The following is a 16,788-nucleotide window of genomic DNA, read 5'->3' as shown; positions in this document are numbered from 1 at the left end:
TTTNTTTGTTCTATTATTTTTTGTTTTCTTATACCTTCTAAATTCCCCTTCGGGGATTTAGGAGCTTACTCACCCATTGCTGCTGCAACAGACGCTGATAATCTTTTATAAGTTCCATTTTCTAAACGGGTTCTGATCGATTCAAAAGCATCTAAAGTTTCATTGATGTCATCCAAAGTATGTGTTGCTGTTGGAATCATTCGCAATAAGATCAATCCTTTTGGAATCACCGGATATACAACAATAGAACAGAAAATACCATGATTTTCACGCAAATCCTTCACCAAAGCCATTGCTTCTGGAATGCTTCCTTTTAAGTATACTGGCGTCACACAACTTTGTGTCGTACCAATGTCAAAACCACGCGCCTTAAGTCCCGATTGCAGAGCATTGGTGTTTTCCCAAAGCTTTGCTTTCAATTCTGGCATTGTTTTTAGCATTTGTAAACGTTTGCGAGCACCAACTACCAATTGCATTTGTAATGATTTGGCAAACATTTGTGAACGCAGGTTATATTTCAAATAATCAATAATCTCTTGGTCGGCCGCAATAAAAGCGCCCGTACTTGCCAACGACTTTGCAAACGTTGCAAAATACACATCAATATCATCCTGAACACCTTGTTCCTCACCAGCTCCAGCACCTGTTTCACCAAGCGTGCCAAAACCATGGGCATCATCTACTAAAAATCTGAAATTATATTTTTTCTTAAGTTCCACAATTTCCTTAAGCCTTCCTTGTTCACCACGCATTCCAAAAACACCTTCAGAAATCACTAAAATCCCGCCGCCTGTTTGCTCTGCCATTTTGGTGGCTCTTTCCAAGTTTTTCTCAAGACTTTCAATATCATTGTGTTTATAGGTAAAACGTTTTCCCATGTGAAGACGAACACCATCAATAATACACGCGTGTGCATCAACATCATAAACGATAATATCATCTTTTGAAACTAGCGCATCAATTGTAGATAAAATTCCTTGGTAGCCAAAATTCAGTAAATATGCGGCTTCCTTATTAACAAAAGCAGCCAATTCATTTTGCAACTCTTCATGTAACGTTGTATGACCTGACATCATTCGCGCCCCCATTGGATAGGCTGAACCATATTCTGCCGCAGCTTCTGCATCTACCTTTCTAACTTCCGGATGATTTGCCAAACCTAAGTAATCGTTGATACTCCAGGTAATCACATCTTTCCCACGAAATTGCATGCGGTTAGAGATTTGGCCTTCCAACTTTGGAAATACAAAATAGCCTTCAGCTTGTGCAGCCCATTTACCAAGGGGGCCTTTGTCTCTGTAAATTTTATCAAATAAGTCTTTCATGTAATATAAGTATTATTCAGACATAAGCAGCCATGTCATTCAACCCTTGCGAGGGCTTGTGCGCTGGCGTCATCATCTTCAATTAGTCTAATTAGTTTGGACAAAATTAGCTAAATATCTTTTCTTAGCATAATTAAGTTATAAACTCCTGTTTATAAGATTTTCATCCACAAAAAAACCTATAACATAAAACCATGTCATAGGATTATATGGTTGTAATTTTATTATTTAATATATTGAATGGCTTCTAGAGTAGAAACCATTTTACTATCAAAAAATCCTTGCTCTTCCATCCATTTATCACTGTAAACCTTGCTCATATAACGTGATCCATGGTCGGGAAAGATAACTACAATCTTATCTCCAGCCTTAAATTCGCCAGTTTCATTCAATTGTTTAACGGCCTGCATTGCTGCACCACTTGTATACCCAACAAATAAACCTTCAGTACGGGATATTTCACGTGCGGTATGTGCACTTTCTTCATCCGTAACTTTGACAAACTCATCAATCATATCAAAATCTGTGGCTGTAGGAATTAAATTCTTTCCCAACCCTTCAATTCTGTATGGATAAATTTCATTATGGTCAAATTCGCGTGTTTCGTGGTATTTTTTTAAGACAGAGCCATAAGCATCTACGCCTATAACTTTGACATCGGTCCCAAGGCGTCGGGATTGTTCTTTTAAATATTTTGCAGTCCCAGAAATCGTTCCTCCTGTACCACTGCAGGCAATTAAATGTGTGATCTGTCCTTCTGTTTGTTCCCAAATTTCTGGACCTGTACTATTATAATGCGCATCAATATTGAGCTGATTGAAATACTGGTTGATATAGATGGAACCTTTTGTTTCTTTGTGCAGGCGCTTGGCAACTTCATAATACGATCTCGAATCATCAGCACTCACATGCGCAGGGCACACATAAACCTGTGCTCCCATTGATTTTAGCATATCAATTTTATCTGGAGAAGATTTAGAACTTACCGCAAGAATGCATTTGTATCCTTTAATGATGCTTACCATGGCAATACTAAAACCGGTGTTGCCTGAAGTGGTTTCAATAATTGTATCTCCTGGATTTAGAAGTCCTTGTCTTTCCGCTTCTTCTATAATATGTAAAGCAATACGATCTTTTGAAGAATGACCTGGGTTGAAAGCTTCTACCTTGGCGTAAAACTCGCCGTCATAGTCGGCCGTCATATTATTTAATCTGATAAGAGGGGTATTACCAATAAGCTGTAATACGTTATCAAATACCTGGAGATTTTTTTTCATACGTGTTTCTTATTCTTTACAATAGGACGTAAGGGATCGCAAATTTTAACCTTTATTTTTTATATAAAAATGATGAAATGTTCGCAATTTTATTACCGCTATTTACCTTTTACAATTTAGAAAAATGTAACTTAAAACCTTAGCAAAACTACGGTTTTTTTTTCTAATTAGGTTGTAATGTTCTCTAAGTTGAGTAAAAACGCATACTCTTCAGCATCTTCCCTTAAAGCTTCAAACCGCCCAGATGCGCCACCATGTCCTGCCTTCATGTTGGTTTTCAGGAGCAGATTATTGTTGTCCGTTTTATAGGTTCTCAGTTTCGCTACCCATTTGGCGGGCTCCCAATATTGCACTTGCGAATCATGCAAACCTGTAGTAATGAGGATATGCGGGTAATCCTGTTTCTTTACGTTATCATAAGGCGAATAAGATTTCATATATTCGTAATAAGTCATATCATTTGGATTTCCCCATTCATCATATTCTCCTGTAGTCAACGGTATCGAATCATCCAACATGGTGGTCAAAACATCTACAAAGGGAACTGCCGCAATAACGCCATTGTAAAGTTCTGGCGCTTCATTAATCACAGCACCTACCAAAAGTCCACCAGCACTGCCACCCAATGCATATAAATGATCTGGAGAGGTGTAGTTTTGTGCGATTAAAAACTTAGAACAGGCTATAAAATCAGTAAATGTGTTTTTCTTTTGAAGCAATTTACCGCCTTCATACCACATCCTACCTAAATACTCTCCGCCCCTTACATGGGCAATGGCGTACACAAAACCTCTATCCAATAAACTTAATCGAATACTGGAAAAGGAAGGATCAATGGTATGCCCATAAGAACCATAGGCATAGAGCAGTACCGGGTTTGTTCCGTCCTTCTTGATGCCTTTTCTATAGACCATTGAAATGGGCACCTTGGTGCCATCAGTTGAAATAGCCCAAACGCGTTCTGACACATAGTTGTCCTTATTGAAATTGGAGTCTAAAACTTCCTGCTCCTTCAGAATAGTTTTTTGCTTTGTGACCATATTAAAGTCAATACTTGACGATGGCGTGGTCATTGAATTGTAACCATAACGCAGCGTTTTTGTGTCAAACTCAACATTGGTTGCTGTATACGCCGTATAGGTTTCATTATCAAATGGCAAATAATAATCTTCAGTGCCATCCCATCTTTTGATACGAATATGATTGAGTCCATTTGAACGCTCACTGATCACCAAAAAATCCTTAAAAATTTCAACATCTTCTATCAAAACCTCTTCTCGATGCGGGATGACTTCTGTCCAATTATTGAATTTGGTTGTATTCTCTGGTGTTTTCATCAGCTTAAAATTGACGGCACCATCAGCATTGGTAACAATATAAAATTGATCATCATAATGAGAAATACTATACTCCAACCCTCTTACCCGCTCTTGAAAAACAGAAAACTCGCCATCAGGTGTGTCTGCATTCAACGTGTAATATTCATTGGTTAATGTGCTATAGCAGGCAATAATTAAATATTTTTTCGATTTCGATTTGTAAATAGCTACGCCAAACGTATCATCTTCTTCATGAAAAACGAGCGTATCAGCACTTGTAGAGCTACCTAATTTATGTTTGAAAACCTTGTCTGAGCGCAATGTTTTTTCGTCCTTAACCGTATAGAATATGGTTTTGTTATCATTAGCCCATGTTGCGGAACCTGTCGTACTTTCAATGGCATCAAAAAAAATCTCATCTGTAATCAAACTTTTGATCTGCAGTGTGTAATTCCGCCTTCCAACGGTATCTATCCCAAAGGCAATCATGGTGTTATCCGGACTCACGCTTAATCCAGCCAATTTAAAATAGTCATGACCTTCAGCCATCACATTACAGTCAAAAAGCAATTCGTCTGGATTTTCCAACGTATCTTTCTTTCTGAAATAAATGGGATAATCCTTTCCTTTTTTATATTTAACAATATACCAATAACCGTTAAACTTGTAGGGAACCGATTCATCATCTTCCTTGATCCTAGCCTTCATTTCTTCAAATAGTGTATTTTCAAAGGCCTTATACTTTGAAGTTACCGCATCATAATAATCATTCTCAGAATTCAAGTAATCAATCACCTCCTGATTTTCCTTGTCATTCAACCAAAAGTAATCGTCGTGACGGTCATCATCATGCATACTCAAAGTTTTTAGAACTTGTTTTGCTTTTGGTGGCTGAATAATATCTATCATTAGTTTATTTTTTAACAGATTGCAAAGGTACTGTTTTAAAGAAGAGACTGAAAAGGAAAGGAAATAGAATTGATCAAAAGGAAAAGCACCAAATTTTTGGGTAAACTTTCATAGTTTTTGGAGATTGGTGAAATTCGTGTCTAAATCTTTTCTTAATTTTGTTGGACGAATTAAAAAACTGAAGAATATGTTTGGAGATATGATGGGAATGATGAATAAACTCAAAGAGACCCAAAAAAAAGTTGAAGAAACCAAAGAACGTTTAAACTACGTTTTGGTTGATGAGCAAAGCACAGACGGCAAATTAAAAATTACCTTAACGGCCAACAGGAGCATTAAATCTATTACTATTGATGACGAATTGCTACAAGACAAAGAAATGCTTGAAGATTATTTGATCATGACGATCAATAAAGCTATTGAAAAAGCAACTAATGTCAATGAAACGGAATTGGCCGCGGTAGCAAAAGACGGGATGCCCGATATTCCTGGGTTGGATATGTTTAAATAGTCTGTCTTTTTCTTAAATACTCAAATCCTATTCTAAATTTATTTCTGATTTTAAGAATAGGATTAACGAGTTGAAAGACAACATAAAACCTGCGTTTTGAGTTAAAAATTTTAGTCAAGGTTTTATAAACAATTCCATTATAATCTTTCCCAATAAATGAAGTCATTGGATAAGCATCGATGCTGATCATTTCATGCATTCTATATTTTACTTCATCATAGCTCATGTCAGATTTTAACATTCTTACCATAGAAAAAAACACAAATGACTCCTGTCTCGCCTTAACGCGCGCTACACAATGAGGATTAGCTGCTCTATTTTCCAATGTCTTCAAAATAGGGCCAAAGGCAGAAGCCGCATATTGGAGGTCTCTAATAATTTTGAGGTAATGGGCTGGCTCTTTACTTGTCATTGCAGATCCGGAAGTTACCCTATGTCTGTACGCATCTAACCTCAGATGTGCCATTCTTCTTGCTTCCAAGAATAGTTCTAATGTAAAAGCTGCATCTTCCAAATATTGCCCTTCTACAAATCTAATTCCTAAACTTTTCAAAAACTCTCGGTTTATTAGGTACCACCACACCTCGCTCCTATACTCTAAAGTAGCCACATAGTCTTCACCAGATAGTATTGACGATAACATGTCATCATCAAATGAAACATTAAAATCTGCTTTTTTTTCAACGGCTTTAACGTTTGAGGCTGTCGAAGTAAATGTTGTAGACAAAAATGTTAAAATATCTAAATTGCATCGTTCACAAGTCTCAATCAATTCCTTTAAACAATTAGTTATGATATAATCATCAGGATCAATGAAATACATATAGTTCCCTCTAGCGCAATCCATACCAAGATTTCTTGCGCTACCCACACCGCCGTTGTCTTTATCAATCACCCTAATATGGTCATTTGTTCTGGCATACTCCTGAGCAATTTCAAGACTGCTATCAGTAGAGCCGTCATTAACTACAATTATTTCATAATCTTTTGAGTCTATATCTTGATCGAGCACACTATCCAAACAACTGGAAATGTATTTTTCAACATTATAAACAGGAATTACGATGCTTAATTTCATTAGGAGATATACTTTCTTTTTGGGGTTTCAATAATAGCAAAAACTTTTGTAATGGGGGCATCTCAATTTAATTATCATCACAAACTCATCTATTGGATTGCTCATATTCCTCATGTATCCTTTATGCAAAATTTTAGATCAAAAGATATCAATTTTTGCAGATCATAATGTGAGATGTTTTTTGAATTAAGCACAAAATATAATATTTATTTCTGTCAATCATATATTTTTTAAGAATGTGAGGAATTTGTCGTGCATGTCATCTGTGTAATCCAAGTGCGTCACGACGCGAAGTTTTCCGTTACCCATATTGCTTATGCGCATGTTATTATCATCCATAATTTTCAAAAATTGAGTGTCATTTTTTTTATCTGTAAGCTCAAAAATAATTATGTTGGTTTCAACCGGTTCCACTTTTTTAATAAATTCCAAACGGGATAACACCTGCTCAATTTCCTTGGCTTTTTGATGATCTTCTGCTAGTCTGACCACATGATTATCTAAGGCATACAATCCGGCAGCAGCCAAATAACCTACTTGACGCATGCCTCCTCCAAGAATCTTACGGATGCGTAATGCATTTTGCATGATATCCTCATCACCAATCAATACAGAACCAACAGGGCAGCCCAAGCCTTTACTCAAACAAACCGACATGGTATCAAAAAGTTGACCGTAATCTTTTGCTGTTTCAGGTTTCGCAACCAAAGCATTCCAAATTCGGGCCCCGTCCAAATGGTATCCCAAATTATGGTCATTACAAACCGTTCTTATTTTTTTTAATTCTTCAAAATCCCAACAGGAACCGCCGCCTCTATTGGCTGTGTTTTCTACCTCCACCAAGGCAGTTAGCGGACTGTGGTAAAAATCTGGAGGGTTGATAGCTTCAATCACGTGTTCTGCGGTAAACATACCACGTTCGCCTTGCAGTAACTTGCAGGAGATGCCGCTGTTAAATGACGCACCACCACCTTCATAATGATAAATATGGGCATTGGAATCACATATCACTTGATCTCCAGGATTGGTGTGCAATTTTAAAGCCGTTTGGTTAGCCATAGTTCCTGTTGGAAAAAACAAGGCTCTCGGTTTGCCGAACATGGCTGCAAGGCGCTCTTCAAGTTTGTTCACTGTTGGGTCTTCTTTATATACATCATCACCAACTTTGGCATTCATCATGGCCTCCAACATCCCTTTTGTTGGTTTGGTCACGGTATCACTTCTTAAATCTATAGTCATTGTATGTGTTTTCAACTTAATTTTTAAATTTACTCGTTGTTGAGTTGTGCTGTTCCAAACTAATCAATTCAGATCTAAACAACGTCATATTAAGCAACCTGACCTCTCAATACCCTGATCAATTTGAAAGATACCCACACTCATCGGTTCCTATTGGGGATCCATCAGGGATACGTGGTGCAGGCTCCAACCTGAATTTTTCAGGATGCTCACGAAACTCAGAAATCATACGTCCGTACTGTGACGCATAAGGTTTCCTACTTTGCTTTTTATCATATAACCCTTTGGAAATTTGACCTATGGCGTCATTCGCCTTGGCCTTTACCTGAAAATAGGTGTCATCAGAAACGGCAAGATTCATTAAATATTTTAAAACATTGACATTAATGGTTTGCTGCACTTCTACTAAATATGGGTCTTTCTGGTTTTTAGAAAATGAATTTTCAATAAGCTGCTCAAAAACATCTTCTAAACCCAATTGGTTGTTATCTAAACTTTGTTGCTGCACCAGTCTGTTGGCGCGCTGCGGATTTAGCAGGAACTCCAATACCATATCACTGGCTGTTGAAGGGGCACTTAGAGCGTCAAATGCAACGCCCGTTTTTCCGGCAAAAGATTCTCGACTTTTACCATAACCGAAAGCCCGAGGAGGGAACAATGCCAGTTTATCTTTCGGAATCGCCAAAGTTTCTGCTGCAATAGAGGTCATCAATGCTTGCAAGGCCTCTTTTTGTAATTTTACATCCAATACTTCTGTCACCATTTGTCCATCGCCCTTAACAGCATAGTTATAATCCAATCCGCCAATCAATTTAGAGGTTGCTTCAGTTTGGTATCTGTGGAAAAAATAAAGAGGGACAAATACATCTTCCAAAACAGAATAAGGCTCATACGTTCTGATATTATCTTTTGAAAAATTTGAAATAGCTAGGGCACGGACCTTCAAGACACGTTCCAATTCTTCAGAAGCACTTTTGCCATTGTCCCATAAATGGGCAAAGGCATGCGCGCCACCTGAAGCGCGTGCATCTGAATCTGAAATAAACCGAAGGCCTTGATCTTGGGCGTCCTTTAAAATGGTATTCAAGGCTACTTTTTCATCGGTCGTTTTATCAAAATCAGAATAACTATAGGCTACGGTTATCTTATCCCAAACGCCAATGCCGTCGTTATACGCATTTTCTAAACTGATATTCCCATTATCCAATGTAATTTTAGGATGCGGATAATCCATCACTGAAGCATCATCAGTGCTACTCGCTGCGAAATTATGCGCAAACCCGAGCGTATGGCCCACTTCATGTGCACCCAATTGACGTATTCTCGCCAATGCCATTTTTAGCATTGGCTCAGTATTGGAATCAGATATTGCAAAAGGTTGGTTCAACAAGGCTTGGGCAATCATAAAATCCTGACGGATGCGCAAGCTGCCCAAACTCACATGGCCTTTGATAATTTCTCCGGTTCTCGGATCGACCACTGAGGCGCCATAACTCCAACCCCTTGTGGAGCGGTGTACCCATTGGATAACATTGTAACGGCAATCCATTGGGTCAGCATCTTCCGGCAACATTTTTACCTGAAAAGCATTCTTAAAACCAATAGTTTCGTAGGCCTGATTCCACCAGCTGGCACCTTCCAACAAAGCTGAACGGACAGGTTCTGGGGTTCCAGGATCAAGATAGTAGATGATGGGTTCTTTGGGGTCGCTCATCGCCAACTCTGGATTCTTCTTTTCCAATCTGTGCCTAATAATGAAGCGCTTCATAATAGGCTCTTCAATTGGTGTGGCATAATCCATATAGGAAATGGAAATAGCGCCACTTCGCGGATCGAAGGGGCGTGTTTGATAATTGTCATCTGGTAACTCGACAAATGAATGGTGTTGAACCACACTCACCAATGACGCTGTTGGCGTGACACTACTTATATTTCTGCCTTTGGCCTCTCCATCAAATGTTAACAGTGCCTCAAACTCTACATTTTTTGGAAATGCTTTTGTGCGTTCTAAAGACAAGGCGCTTTTGGAAAGATCCAATTTGTAGGTGCCTTCATTCTGAGATTTCAATTTAGTGGCAACGCCATGTGCATCCTCCAACAAAAATGGGGTCAAATCAATGACGTAATTCCCAGCAATGGTATCTTCTATCTTAAAACCAAAAAGCACCGATTTTGCAAACGCCTGCTCAATACTTTTCTTTTCAAGCGCATTATCAGTAATGGCCCTAAAATTTTGGTTGGGCTGAATCAGAAGTAATTTATTGCCAGCTTTAATAAACTTTACAAGACGTTCTGAACCCAATTGCCCTCTATCCAATCCAATGTCATTGGAGCCAATACCGCTCGCTAAACTATTCACATAAAGAAACTCTTGGTCAATATTAGCAACCTCCAAATAAACTTTATCCTGTTTTTCTTCATAATAAAAATTAAAAAACCCTTTATAGGCTTCTACTTTTTTATCCTTTAACACTTGTGAAAATGAAGGCATTGCAACCAAAATCAAAACAAGAAGGAGACTGTATTTTTTCATAGTGGATAATTAGCTTATAAAACTACATAAATTAACTGAAAAAATTTATCCTACAATTTCTTTATCTCTCCTAGGTTTAATGATATATTTGTGAAAAATTCACACTATTATGACTACATCTGATCAAATTAAGGGTCTTGTAGAGCGCCTCGGGGCGTTGAGGAGGTATCTTTGACGTAGATGCCAAAACTATTGAGATAACAAACGAAGAAGAACAAACTTTTGATCCCAATTTCTGGAATGACTCTAAAGCTGCTGAGCTTGTGATGAGATCTATTAGAGAGAAAAAAAGTTGGGTTCAAGATTACGATGCTGCCAAAACTCTTGTTGAAGATTTGGAGGTGTTTTATGAATTCTATAAAGCCGAAGAACTCTCTTCCCAGGAATTGGATGCGCATTTTAATAAAACTCTAGAGCATATTGAAAAGCTAGAGTTTAAAAACATGCTTTCTGAAGAAGGTGATAGCTTAAGCGCCGTGCTTCAAATTACTGCGGGTGCTGGTGGAACAGAATCTTGTGATTGGGCGAGTATGCTCATGCGCATGTATTTGATGTACGCTGAGAAAAGCGGCTTTAAAGTTAAAGAGCTAAACTTTCAGGAAGGTGATGTTGCGGGCATAAAAACGGTGACTTTTGAGATTGAAGGTGATTTTGCCTTTGGCTGGCTAAAGGGTGAAAACGGCGTCCATAGATTGGTCAGAATTTCTCCTTTTGATAGTAATGCCAAACGCCACACCAGCTTTGCATCTGTGTATGTGTATCCACTTGTTGATGATACTATTGAAATTGACATCAACCCTGCTGATATTGAAATAACGACCGCACGCTCCAGTGGTGCCGGCGGGCAGAATGTCAATAAAGTTGAAACTAAGGTACAGTTGACCCACAAACCTACGGGTATTCAAATTTCTTGTTCAGAAACGCGCTCACAACATGACAACAGATCGAGAGCTATGCAAATGCTAAAATCGCAGTTGTATGAAATTGAATTGCAAAAGCAGTTGGCACAACGTGAAGATATAGAAGCAGGTAAGATGAAGATTGAATGGGGCAGCCAAATTAGAAATTACGTGATGCATCCTTATAAATTGGTTAAGGACGTTAGGACTGGACATGAAACCGGAAATGTTGATAATGTGATGGATGGTGAGATAGACGAATTCTTGAAGGCCTATTTGATGATGATGGGACAGAAGGATGAACACCCTAATGAGCTTTAATGATGTTGCCGAAACAGTAACAACCTATTCTTTATTGGACACTAATGCTTTGTTTCGAAATAGTTTCTAGTTAAGTTCTTTATATTTAGGTAGGATTGAAAATGGAGCTGACTTAATTAAATCAAGTTGTATTTTTTTTAGTAATTGAGGCTTTACTAAGGTCAGTTGTTTATTTTCATTGAATAGTAAAGCTACATTAGACAAATAATTTTCGTCATAACTGGTATGAGCTATTTCAAAACATTCATATTCAATAAGTTCAACACTAGAAAAGTAGTCTGCAAACTTAATATCATCTCCGCCAATATTACCATTAGAAAGTCTAACCCATAAGGAAGGAATACCGTAGGCATGACCTATGATAATCCCGTGCAAGGAACTCGAAATTATTATTTCACAGGAATTCACGTCTTCAATAACTTTTTCAATAGCATCCAAAAGATTGATAATTAAGATGTTATCACTATTTAATTTCTTAATTGTTTCGTCATAATGTAGATAATGTGGAATAATACCTAAGGTGTATTTTTTCTCTGACCTAGGGGTGTATATCAACGGTGTTAATAGTGCCGGATCTCCAATGTATTCGGGAACCTTATAACCTAATTCACCAAGCCTTAATTGACTATATTTACCACGAACGGCATAAAAATTAGCATTCGTTACTTTACTGTTTCTGGACATTATTCCTGAACCCCAGATATCACAATCAGGATTTGTATACCAATCAATCACACTACCAATAGTGATAAGAAGGTTTTGTTTTTTGCTTGTTAAAAATTGAATATTATAGTACATTTCCCTAAGAGACAACTTTCTGTTATAAATCGCCCTCAGGTATGTTAATATGAAACTTTTATTTACTCCTTTATGTAGTAGTGGCGTATACATCGGTTCTCTACCAGTCAAGTTCTTTACAATATACGGGACCTAAAACATCACCAAAGTTTTTTTTTCCAAAAGGGATCTTATGCCAAAACATATTAATTTTATCCTTTTTTGCTGATTTTATCATGTTTTTAACTGTTTCGAGCCGTATTTTTACCTTTGTAAATTACCGATGCAATTCCATAACATTGCAGCTGATTAGGTTATAATGATCATGCCTATGTTTTTATAGTGAGTAAATATAACAAACTTAGTCATGTAGTTCATAAATGACATTGTCATATTCTTTAGATTGAAAATCACTTGTTACTTATTTTCGAAATGAACTCTAAATGTTTTGGTTGTAAGAATGAAAAACGACTATATTTTTGTCAAATATTAATAATTTTTAAAATAAAAAAATGAAAACCATAAAAACCATAATTTTCGACCTTGGCGGCGTTCTCATTGACTGGAACCCTGAATATGTATATTTAGAAGTCTTTAATGGCAACAGAGAAAAAATGCAATGGTTTTTTGACATTGTGTGTACGCATGATTGGAATGAGAATCAAGATGCAGGCTATCCATTAGCTAAAGCTACCGAAGAGCGTATTGCACTTTTTCCTGAGCATGAAGAACTGATCCGGATGTTTTATGGTCGGTGGGAAGAAATGTTGGGCGGCGCCATTGAAGGTACTGTTGAAATCTTAAAGAATTTAGTAGATAGTAAGCAATTTCAAGTGGTCGCGCTTACCAATTGGAGCCATGAAACGTTTCCAATTGCACTTAAAACCTTCGATTTTTTACATTGGTTTGAAGGTATAATAGTGTCTGGTGAGGAAAAGACTAGAAAACCTTTTGAAGACATCTATGAAATGACCTTGAGCCGCTTTAATATTGAAGCAAACCATGCTCTATTTATAGATGATAATCTTCGAAATATTAAAGCCGCCAAAGAGATGGGCATAAATACCATTCATTTTGAAAGTCCTGAAAATCTGGAAGTAGAATTGAAATCCTTTGGCATCAATTTTTAATGACCTAAGTAATAATTATTGACTTCACTCATTTTAGCAACCTTATTCTTTTCATTAAATCATAAGCAATGATTACAGTTTATCATAATCCACGATGCAGTAAATCCAGGGAAGCTTTGAATATCCTTGAAATAAATCATACCGATTACAAAGTCATCAAGTATTTTGACGAATTGTTGAGTGAAAAAGCGCTGAAAAGCATCATCAAATTATTAAAAATCAAACCCATTGCGCTTGTCAGAACAAACGAGTCCATCTGGAAAGACAACTTCAAAAATCTAGATCTTACAGATAAAGAGATCATTGCCGCCATGGCACAATATCCTCAATTGATTGAGCGTCCTATAGTTATCAATAGCAGTAAAGCCGTTATTGGCCGACCACCACAAAAAATCCTCGACATCCTATAAAGGACCTTTAACACAACTTTAACCAAACCCCATTAAACCAAGGGCTATTTTTGCATTCTCACTAATAAATCCACTTTATTATGCTTGCAAAACTAGTTAAGATTTCTTGTTTGATGCTTATTTTGAACGCCGCTCCCTCCTATGCCCAAAGCAAAGATGCCATGGAAAAGGAAAGGGAAAAGTACATGGAAAAGCAAATGGATCAGTATCGAGATCGTGTGGATACTTATGTTAAACTCCTCAATATAGACGATTTTAAAGGCGAGATCATCAAGCAAAAAATTGATGATTTCTACAAGAAAAGAAATCAGATTATGTTTTCTGAACTGCACCAAGAATATGAAAAAGTGCCGATGGTCGAACAACTGAGCATCTCCCATTTTTCTGACGTTAAAGAACTCTACTCAGAAGAAACCATTGCTTCCGTACAAAGATTTGTTGAAGATAACAAAGCTGAAATAAAAAAATTACAGAAGACCAAAAACAAGAAAAACAACTAAACCGATGAAACTGATTCCCTTCTTGTTTACACTACTTTTTTTATTCACTTCAAATCTTGTCTCCGCTCAAGACGAAGTCAGTATTACAGGTACTGTGATGGACAAAGATGTTAACCAACCTTTAGAATATGCGACCATTGCATTTTTCAGTAAAAAGGAAAACAAAATTATTACAGGTGGCATCACTGATATGGAAGGTAAATTCAACATTAAAGTCCCAAAAGGTATCTATGATATTTCAATAGAATATATCTCTTACACTACTCAAACAATTCCGAATAAAACATTGAACAAAGACACAGATTTAGGTGTTACCGGCATTGCCATTGACGCGGAAGCTTTAGGGGAGGTTTCTATTATTGCTGAACGAACCACGGTTGAAATAAAATTAGACAAAAAAGTTTATAATATTGGTCAAGATTTGACAACATCAGGCGGTACGGTAAGTGATGCCCTCAATAATGTTCCCTCTGTATCTGTGGATATTGAAGGCGGCATAAGCTTACGCGGTAATGAAAACGTAAAGATTCTTATCAACGGAAAACCTTCCGCTATGGCAGGATTTGGTGATACGAACGTATTGAGTCAACTGCCTGCTGAAGCGATAGAACGTGTTGAGGTGATCACATCACCATCTGCCCGTTATGATGCTGAAGGTACCGCGGGAATTTTGAATATCATTTTGAGACAAAAGGAAACCTTAGGTTTTAATGGAGGATTAAATTTGACCGTTGGAGATCCTGACAATGTTGGCGTTTCTGCCAATTTAAATTTAAGAAAAGAGAAATACAATCTTTTTACCAATTTGGGTTATAGATATTATGATGCGCCAAGAACAAGTTTTAGCGATACGGAATATTTTGACAGATTGATTGATGGTGCGCTTAAAACTCCAGAGTTTCAGAGAATTCGTGAAGATCAAAACGTTGATCGTTTAAACCGTAACTATAATGCCAATATTGGTATGGAATATTTTATCAATGACGCATCCTCCATTACGGGAAGTGTGTTTTATAGATATGGTGAAGATGCTGACTTGTCCATCAACAATAGTGATCGTTTTATTGGGGGTTCAATAGTTGAACAAACACTTCGTAAAGAGAAGCAAACAGAAGAAGACAACAGTTATCAAATCTCCCTAAATTATATCAATAGATTGGATGACAACGGACAGCAATTAACCGTTGATGTTCAATATGGAAAAGATAAAGAAACCCAAGAAACAGGGATTTCAGAAGATTACATTTCAACACAGCAGAGTGATCCAGACCTTATTCCGAGAGAAGAAGTATTTACAACGGAAAAGCAAAACGAATACCTAATCCAGGCCGATTATGTGCTTCCAATAGGTGAAGACAGCCGATTTGAGTTGGGATACCGTGATAATTTCGAAAATAAGCGTACAGATTATAATCTTAATCAAGAAGATGAAGATAATCAAACAGGTAATTTAGTTCTTAATGATACACTTTCTAATATCTTTGATTATACAGAGCATGTTACGGCCATTTATAGCCAATACGGAACTAAGCTAGGTAAATTCTCATTTCTTTTGGGCTTACGTTTAGAAAACACACGTTTAAAAGGGGACATTGATTCTAGACTTACAGATGAAGAACTTCTGAAATACTTCAAATTTCCAATACAAACTAATTTTGATAACAATTACCTAGGCCTCTTCCCAACAGTTAACCTGATCTACAATCTTGCAAAAGAAGATGAACGGGAAGAAAGCGTTACCTTAGGTTATAATAGAAGAATTAACAGACCTCGTGGTTGGTACATCAATCCATTTCCATCACGTTCTAGCCGTACAAATGTATTTCAAGGCAATCCTAACTTACAACCTGCATTCGCAAGTGCTTTTGATTTAGGTTACCTTAAGCGTTGGGACGGATTGACACTTACTTCTTCCATTTACTATCAGCATGAAACAGATTCTTTTGAACGTGTGGAAGAAAATACAGGACAGCAAACTACAGATGGTATTGATATTATCAGAACGATTCCTGTAAACCTTTCCAGTAATGAGAGAATTGGTGCTGAACTAGGCATTTTATATAGTCCAGCCAAATGGCTGAGATTGAACTCAAGTATCAATTTCTTCCAATTTGAAACTACAGGTGAATTTAACGGCGTCGATTATAGTGCAAAAAACACGAGTTACTTTGCCCGTTTTAGCTCAAAAGTGTCATTGCCTTACAAGATTGATTGGCAAACAAACGCTTACTACAGAGGCGCACAAGAAAATGCACAAACAAAAACTGATGGTATATTTTCAATGGACCTAGCCTTCAGTAAAGAAATCTTCAAAGACAAAGCCACGTTATCTCTAAATGTACGGGATCTTACAAATACCCAAAAGAGAAACTCATATACCACTACTGAGTTTTTTAATCGTGAGAGCGAAATGCAGTGGAGACCACGCCAAATTACGCTTACTTTAATGTTCCGTTTCAATCAACAGAAAAAACAGCAACGTGACAGAGAAAATGGTCAAAACGGTGGAGAGGATATGGATTTTCAAGGATAAATAATCTAAAATAGTGATATAAAAAAA

The 16,788-nt window shown here is 37.2% G+C and carries 13 protein-coding genes; 6 read left to right on the top strand and 7 right to left on the bottom strand.

What is annotated here, in order from left to right; translation table 11 throughout:
* Positions 1 to 65: 65 nt before the first annotated feature.
* The 3 genes from capB to A9996_RS17740 form a co-directional block, all read right to left on the bottom strand.
* Complete coding sequence (capB, locus tag A9996_RS17750; RefSeq protein ID WP_066438417.1) at positions 66 to 1,325, bottom strand: cysteate-C-fatty acyltransferase; 1,260 nt, start codon at positions 1,323 to 1,325, stop codon at positions 66 to 68.
* A gap of 224 nt (positions 1,326 to 1,549) precedes the next feature.
* A complete protein-coding gene (gene capA / locus A9996_RS17745; RefSeq protein WP_066438414.1) occupies positions 1,550 to 2,602 on the bottom strand; it encodes a cysteate synthase in 1,053 nt (350 codons plus the stop codon).
* Positions 2,603 to 2,769: 167 nt separating this feature from the next.
* Positions 2,770 to 4,830, bottom strand: coding sequence for a S9 family peptidase (locus A9996_RS17740; protein WP_066438411.1), 2,061 nt, complete (start codon positions 4,828 to 4,830; stop codon positions 2,770 to 2,772).
* 187 nt (positions 4,831 to 5,017) lie between these two features.
* Here A9996_RS17740 and A9996_RS17735 point away from each other — a divergent pair, with 187 nt between their 5' ends.
* Positions 5,018 to 5,341, top strand: a complete 324-nt coding sequence (locus A9996_RS17735) for a YbaB/EbfC family nucleoid-associated protein (RefSeq protein ID WP_066438423.1) — start codon at positions 5,018 to 5,020, stop codon at positions 5,339 to 5,341.
* Here the strand turns inward: A9996_RS17735 and A9996_RS17730 are convergent.
* The 3 genes from A9996_RS17730 to A9996_RS17720 form a co-directional block, all read right to left on the bottom strand.
* Positions 5,334 to 6,419: a glycosyltransferase gene (locus A9996_RS17730; RefSeq protein WP_066438408.1), complete on the bottom strand. Its 1,086-nt coding sequence runs from the start codon at positions 6,417 to 6,419 to the stop codon at positions 5,334 to 5,336. The genes A9996_RS17735 and A9996_RS17730 overlap by 8 nt on opposite strands.
* 219 nt (positions 6,420 to 6,638) lie before the next feature.
* Positions 6,639 to 7,658 (bottom strand): threonine aldolase family protein, encoded by a 1,020-nt coding sequence (locus tag A9996_RS17725; protein ID WP_066438406.1) that lies wholly within the window; start codon positions 7,656 to 7,658, stop codon positions 6,639 to 6,641.
* Between the two features lie 118 nt (positions 7,659 to 7,776).
* Positions 7,777 to 10,191 (bottom strand): zinc-dependent metalloprotease, encoded by a 2,415-nt coding sequence (locus tag A9996_RS17720; protein WP_066438403.1) that lies wholly within the window; start codon positions 10,189 to 10,191, stop codon positions 7,777 to 7,779.
* Between the two features lie 109 nt (positions 10,192 to 10,300).
* Here A9996_RS17720 and prfB point away from each other — a divergent pair.
* Positions 10,301 to 11,411, top strand: a protein-coding gene (gene prfB, locus A9996_RS17715) for a peptide chain release factor 2 (RefSeq protein WP_111625685.1) whose coding sequence is annotated in 2 segments (ribosomal slippage) — positions 10,301 to 10,363 and positions 10,365 to 11,411 — 1,110 coding nt in all. Because the reading frame shifts where the segments join, the coding sequence is not laid out codon by codon here.
* Positions 11,412 to 11,477: 66 nt separating this feature from the next.
* On the opposite strand, the gene A9996_RS17710 is transcribed toward prfB, so the two are convergent.
* Entirely contained in the window at positions 11,478 to 12,209 is a 732-nt protein-coding gene (locus A9996_RS17710) for a polysaccharide pyruvyl transferase family protein (protein WP_169817265.1), read from the bottom strand.
* Between the two features lie 491 nt (positions 12,210 to 12,700).
* Here A9996_RS17710 and A9996_RS17705 point away from each other — a divergent pair, with 491 nt between their 5' ends.
* From A9996_RS17705 to A9996_RS17690, 4 genes are all read left to right on the top strand, one after another.
* Complete coding sequence (locus A9996_RS17705) at positions 12,701 to 13,318, top strand: HAD family hydrolase (RefSeq protein WP_066438390.1); 618 nt, start codon at positions 12,701 to 12,703, stop codon at positions 13,316 to 13,318.
* 68 nt (positions 13,319 to 13,386) lie between these two features.
* Positions 13,387 to 13,728, top strand: a complete 342-nt coding sequence (gene arsC, locus A9996_RS17700; protein WP_066438387.1) for an arsenate reductase (glutaredoxin) — start codon at positions 13,387 to 13,389, stop codon at positions 13,726 to 13,728.
* Positions 13,729 to 13,808: 80 nt separating this feature from the next.
* Entirely contained in the window at positions 13,809 to 14,228 is a 420-nt protein-coding gene (locus A9996_RS17695; RefSeq protein ID WP_066438386.1) for a hypothetical protein, read from the top strand.
* A 4-nt stretch (positions 14,229 to 14,232) separates the two neighbouring features.
* Positions 14,233 to 16,761, top strand: a complete 2,529-nt coding sequence (locus tag A9996_RS17690; RefSeq protein ID WP_066438384.1) for a TonB-dependent receptor — start codon at positions 14,233 to 14,235, stop codon at positions 16,759 to 16,761.
* The last annotated feature ends 27 nt before the right edge of the window (positions 16,762 to 16,788 follow it).

It is taken from the genome of Gelidibacter algens (assembly GCF_001678675.1).
In the GTDB taxonomy this organism is placed as follows: domain Bacteria; phylum Bacteroidota; class Bacteroidia; order Flavobacteriales; family Flavobacteriaceae; genus Gelidibacter; species Gelidibacter algens.
The sequence above is the reverse complement of the archived record's forward strand: the minus strand, read 5'-3'. Positions and strand labels throughout refer to the sequence as shown.

Excerpts from the sequence above, each read along its gene's own strand:
- capB (WP_066438417.1), bottom strand. The coding sequence starts at position 1,325 with ATGAAAGACTTATTTGATAAAATTTACAGAGACAAAGGCCCCCTTGGT.
- capA (WP_066438414.1), bottom strand. The coding sequence starts at position 2,602 with ATGAAAAAAAATCTCCAGGTATTTGATAACGTATTACAGCTTATTGGT.
- A9996_RS17740 (WP_066438411.1), bottom strand. The coding sequence starts at position 4,830 with ATGATAGATATTATTCAGCCACCAAAAGCAAAACAAGTTCTAAAAACT.
- A9996_RS17735 (WP_066438423.1), top strand. The coding sequence starts at position 5,018 with ATGTTTGGAGATATGATGGGAATGATGAATAAACTCAAAGAGACCCAA.
- A9996_RS17730 (WP_066438408.1), bottom strand. The coding sequence starts at position 6,419 with ATGAAATTAAGCATCGTAATTCCTGTTTATAATGTTGAAAAATACATT.
- A9996_RS17725 (WP_066438406.1), bottom strand. The coding sequence starts at position 7,658 with ATGACTATAGATTTAAGAAGTGATACCGTGACCAAACCAACAAAAGGG.
- A9996_RS17720 (WP_066438403.1), bottom strand. The coding sequence starts at position 10,191 with ATGAAAAAATACAGTCTCCTTCTTGTTTTGATTTTGGTTGCAATGCCT.
- A9996_RS17710 (WP_169817265.1), bottom strand. The coding sequence starts at position 12,209 with ATGTACTATAATATTCAATTTTTAACAAGCAAAAAACAAAACCTTCTT.
- A9996_RS17705 (WP_066438390.1), top strand. The coding sequence starts at position 12,701 with ATGAAAACCATAAAAACCATAATTTTCGACCTTGGCGGCGTTCTCATT.
- arsC (WP_066438387.1), top strand. The coding sequence starts at position 13,387 with ATGATTACAGTTTATCATAATCCACGATGCAGTAAATCCAGGGAAGCT.
- A9996_RS17695 (WP_066438386.1), top strand. The coding sequence starts at position 13,809 with ATGCTTGCAAAACTAGTTAAGATTTCTTGTTTGATGCTTATTTTGAAC.
- A9996_RS17690 (WP_066438384.1), top strand. The coding sequence starts at position 14,233 with ATGAAACTGATTCCCTTCTTGTTTACACTACTTTTTTTATTCACTTCA.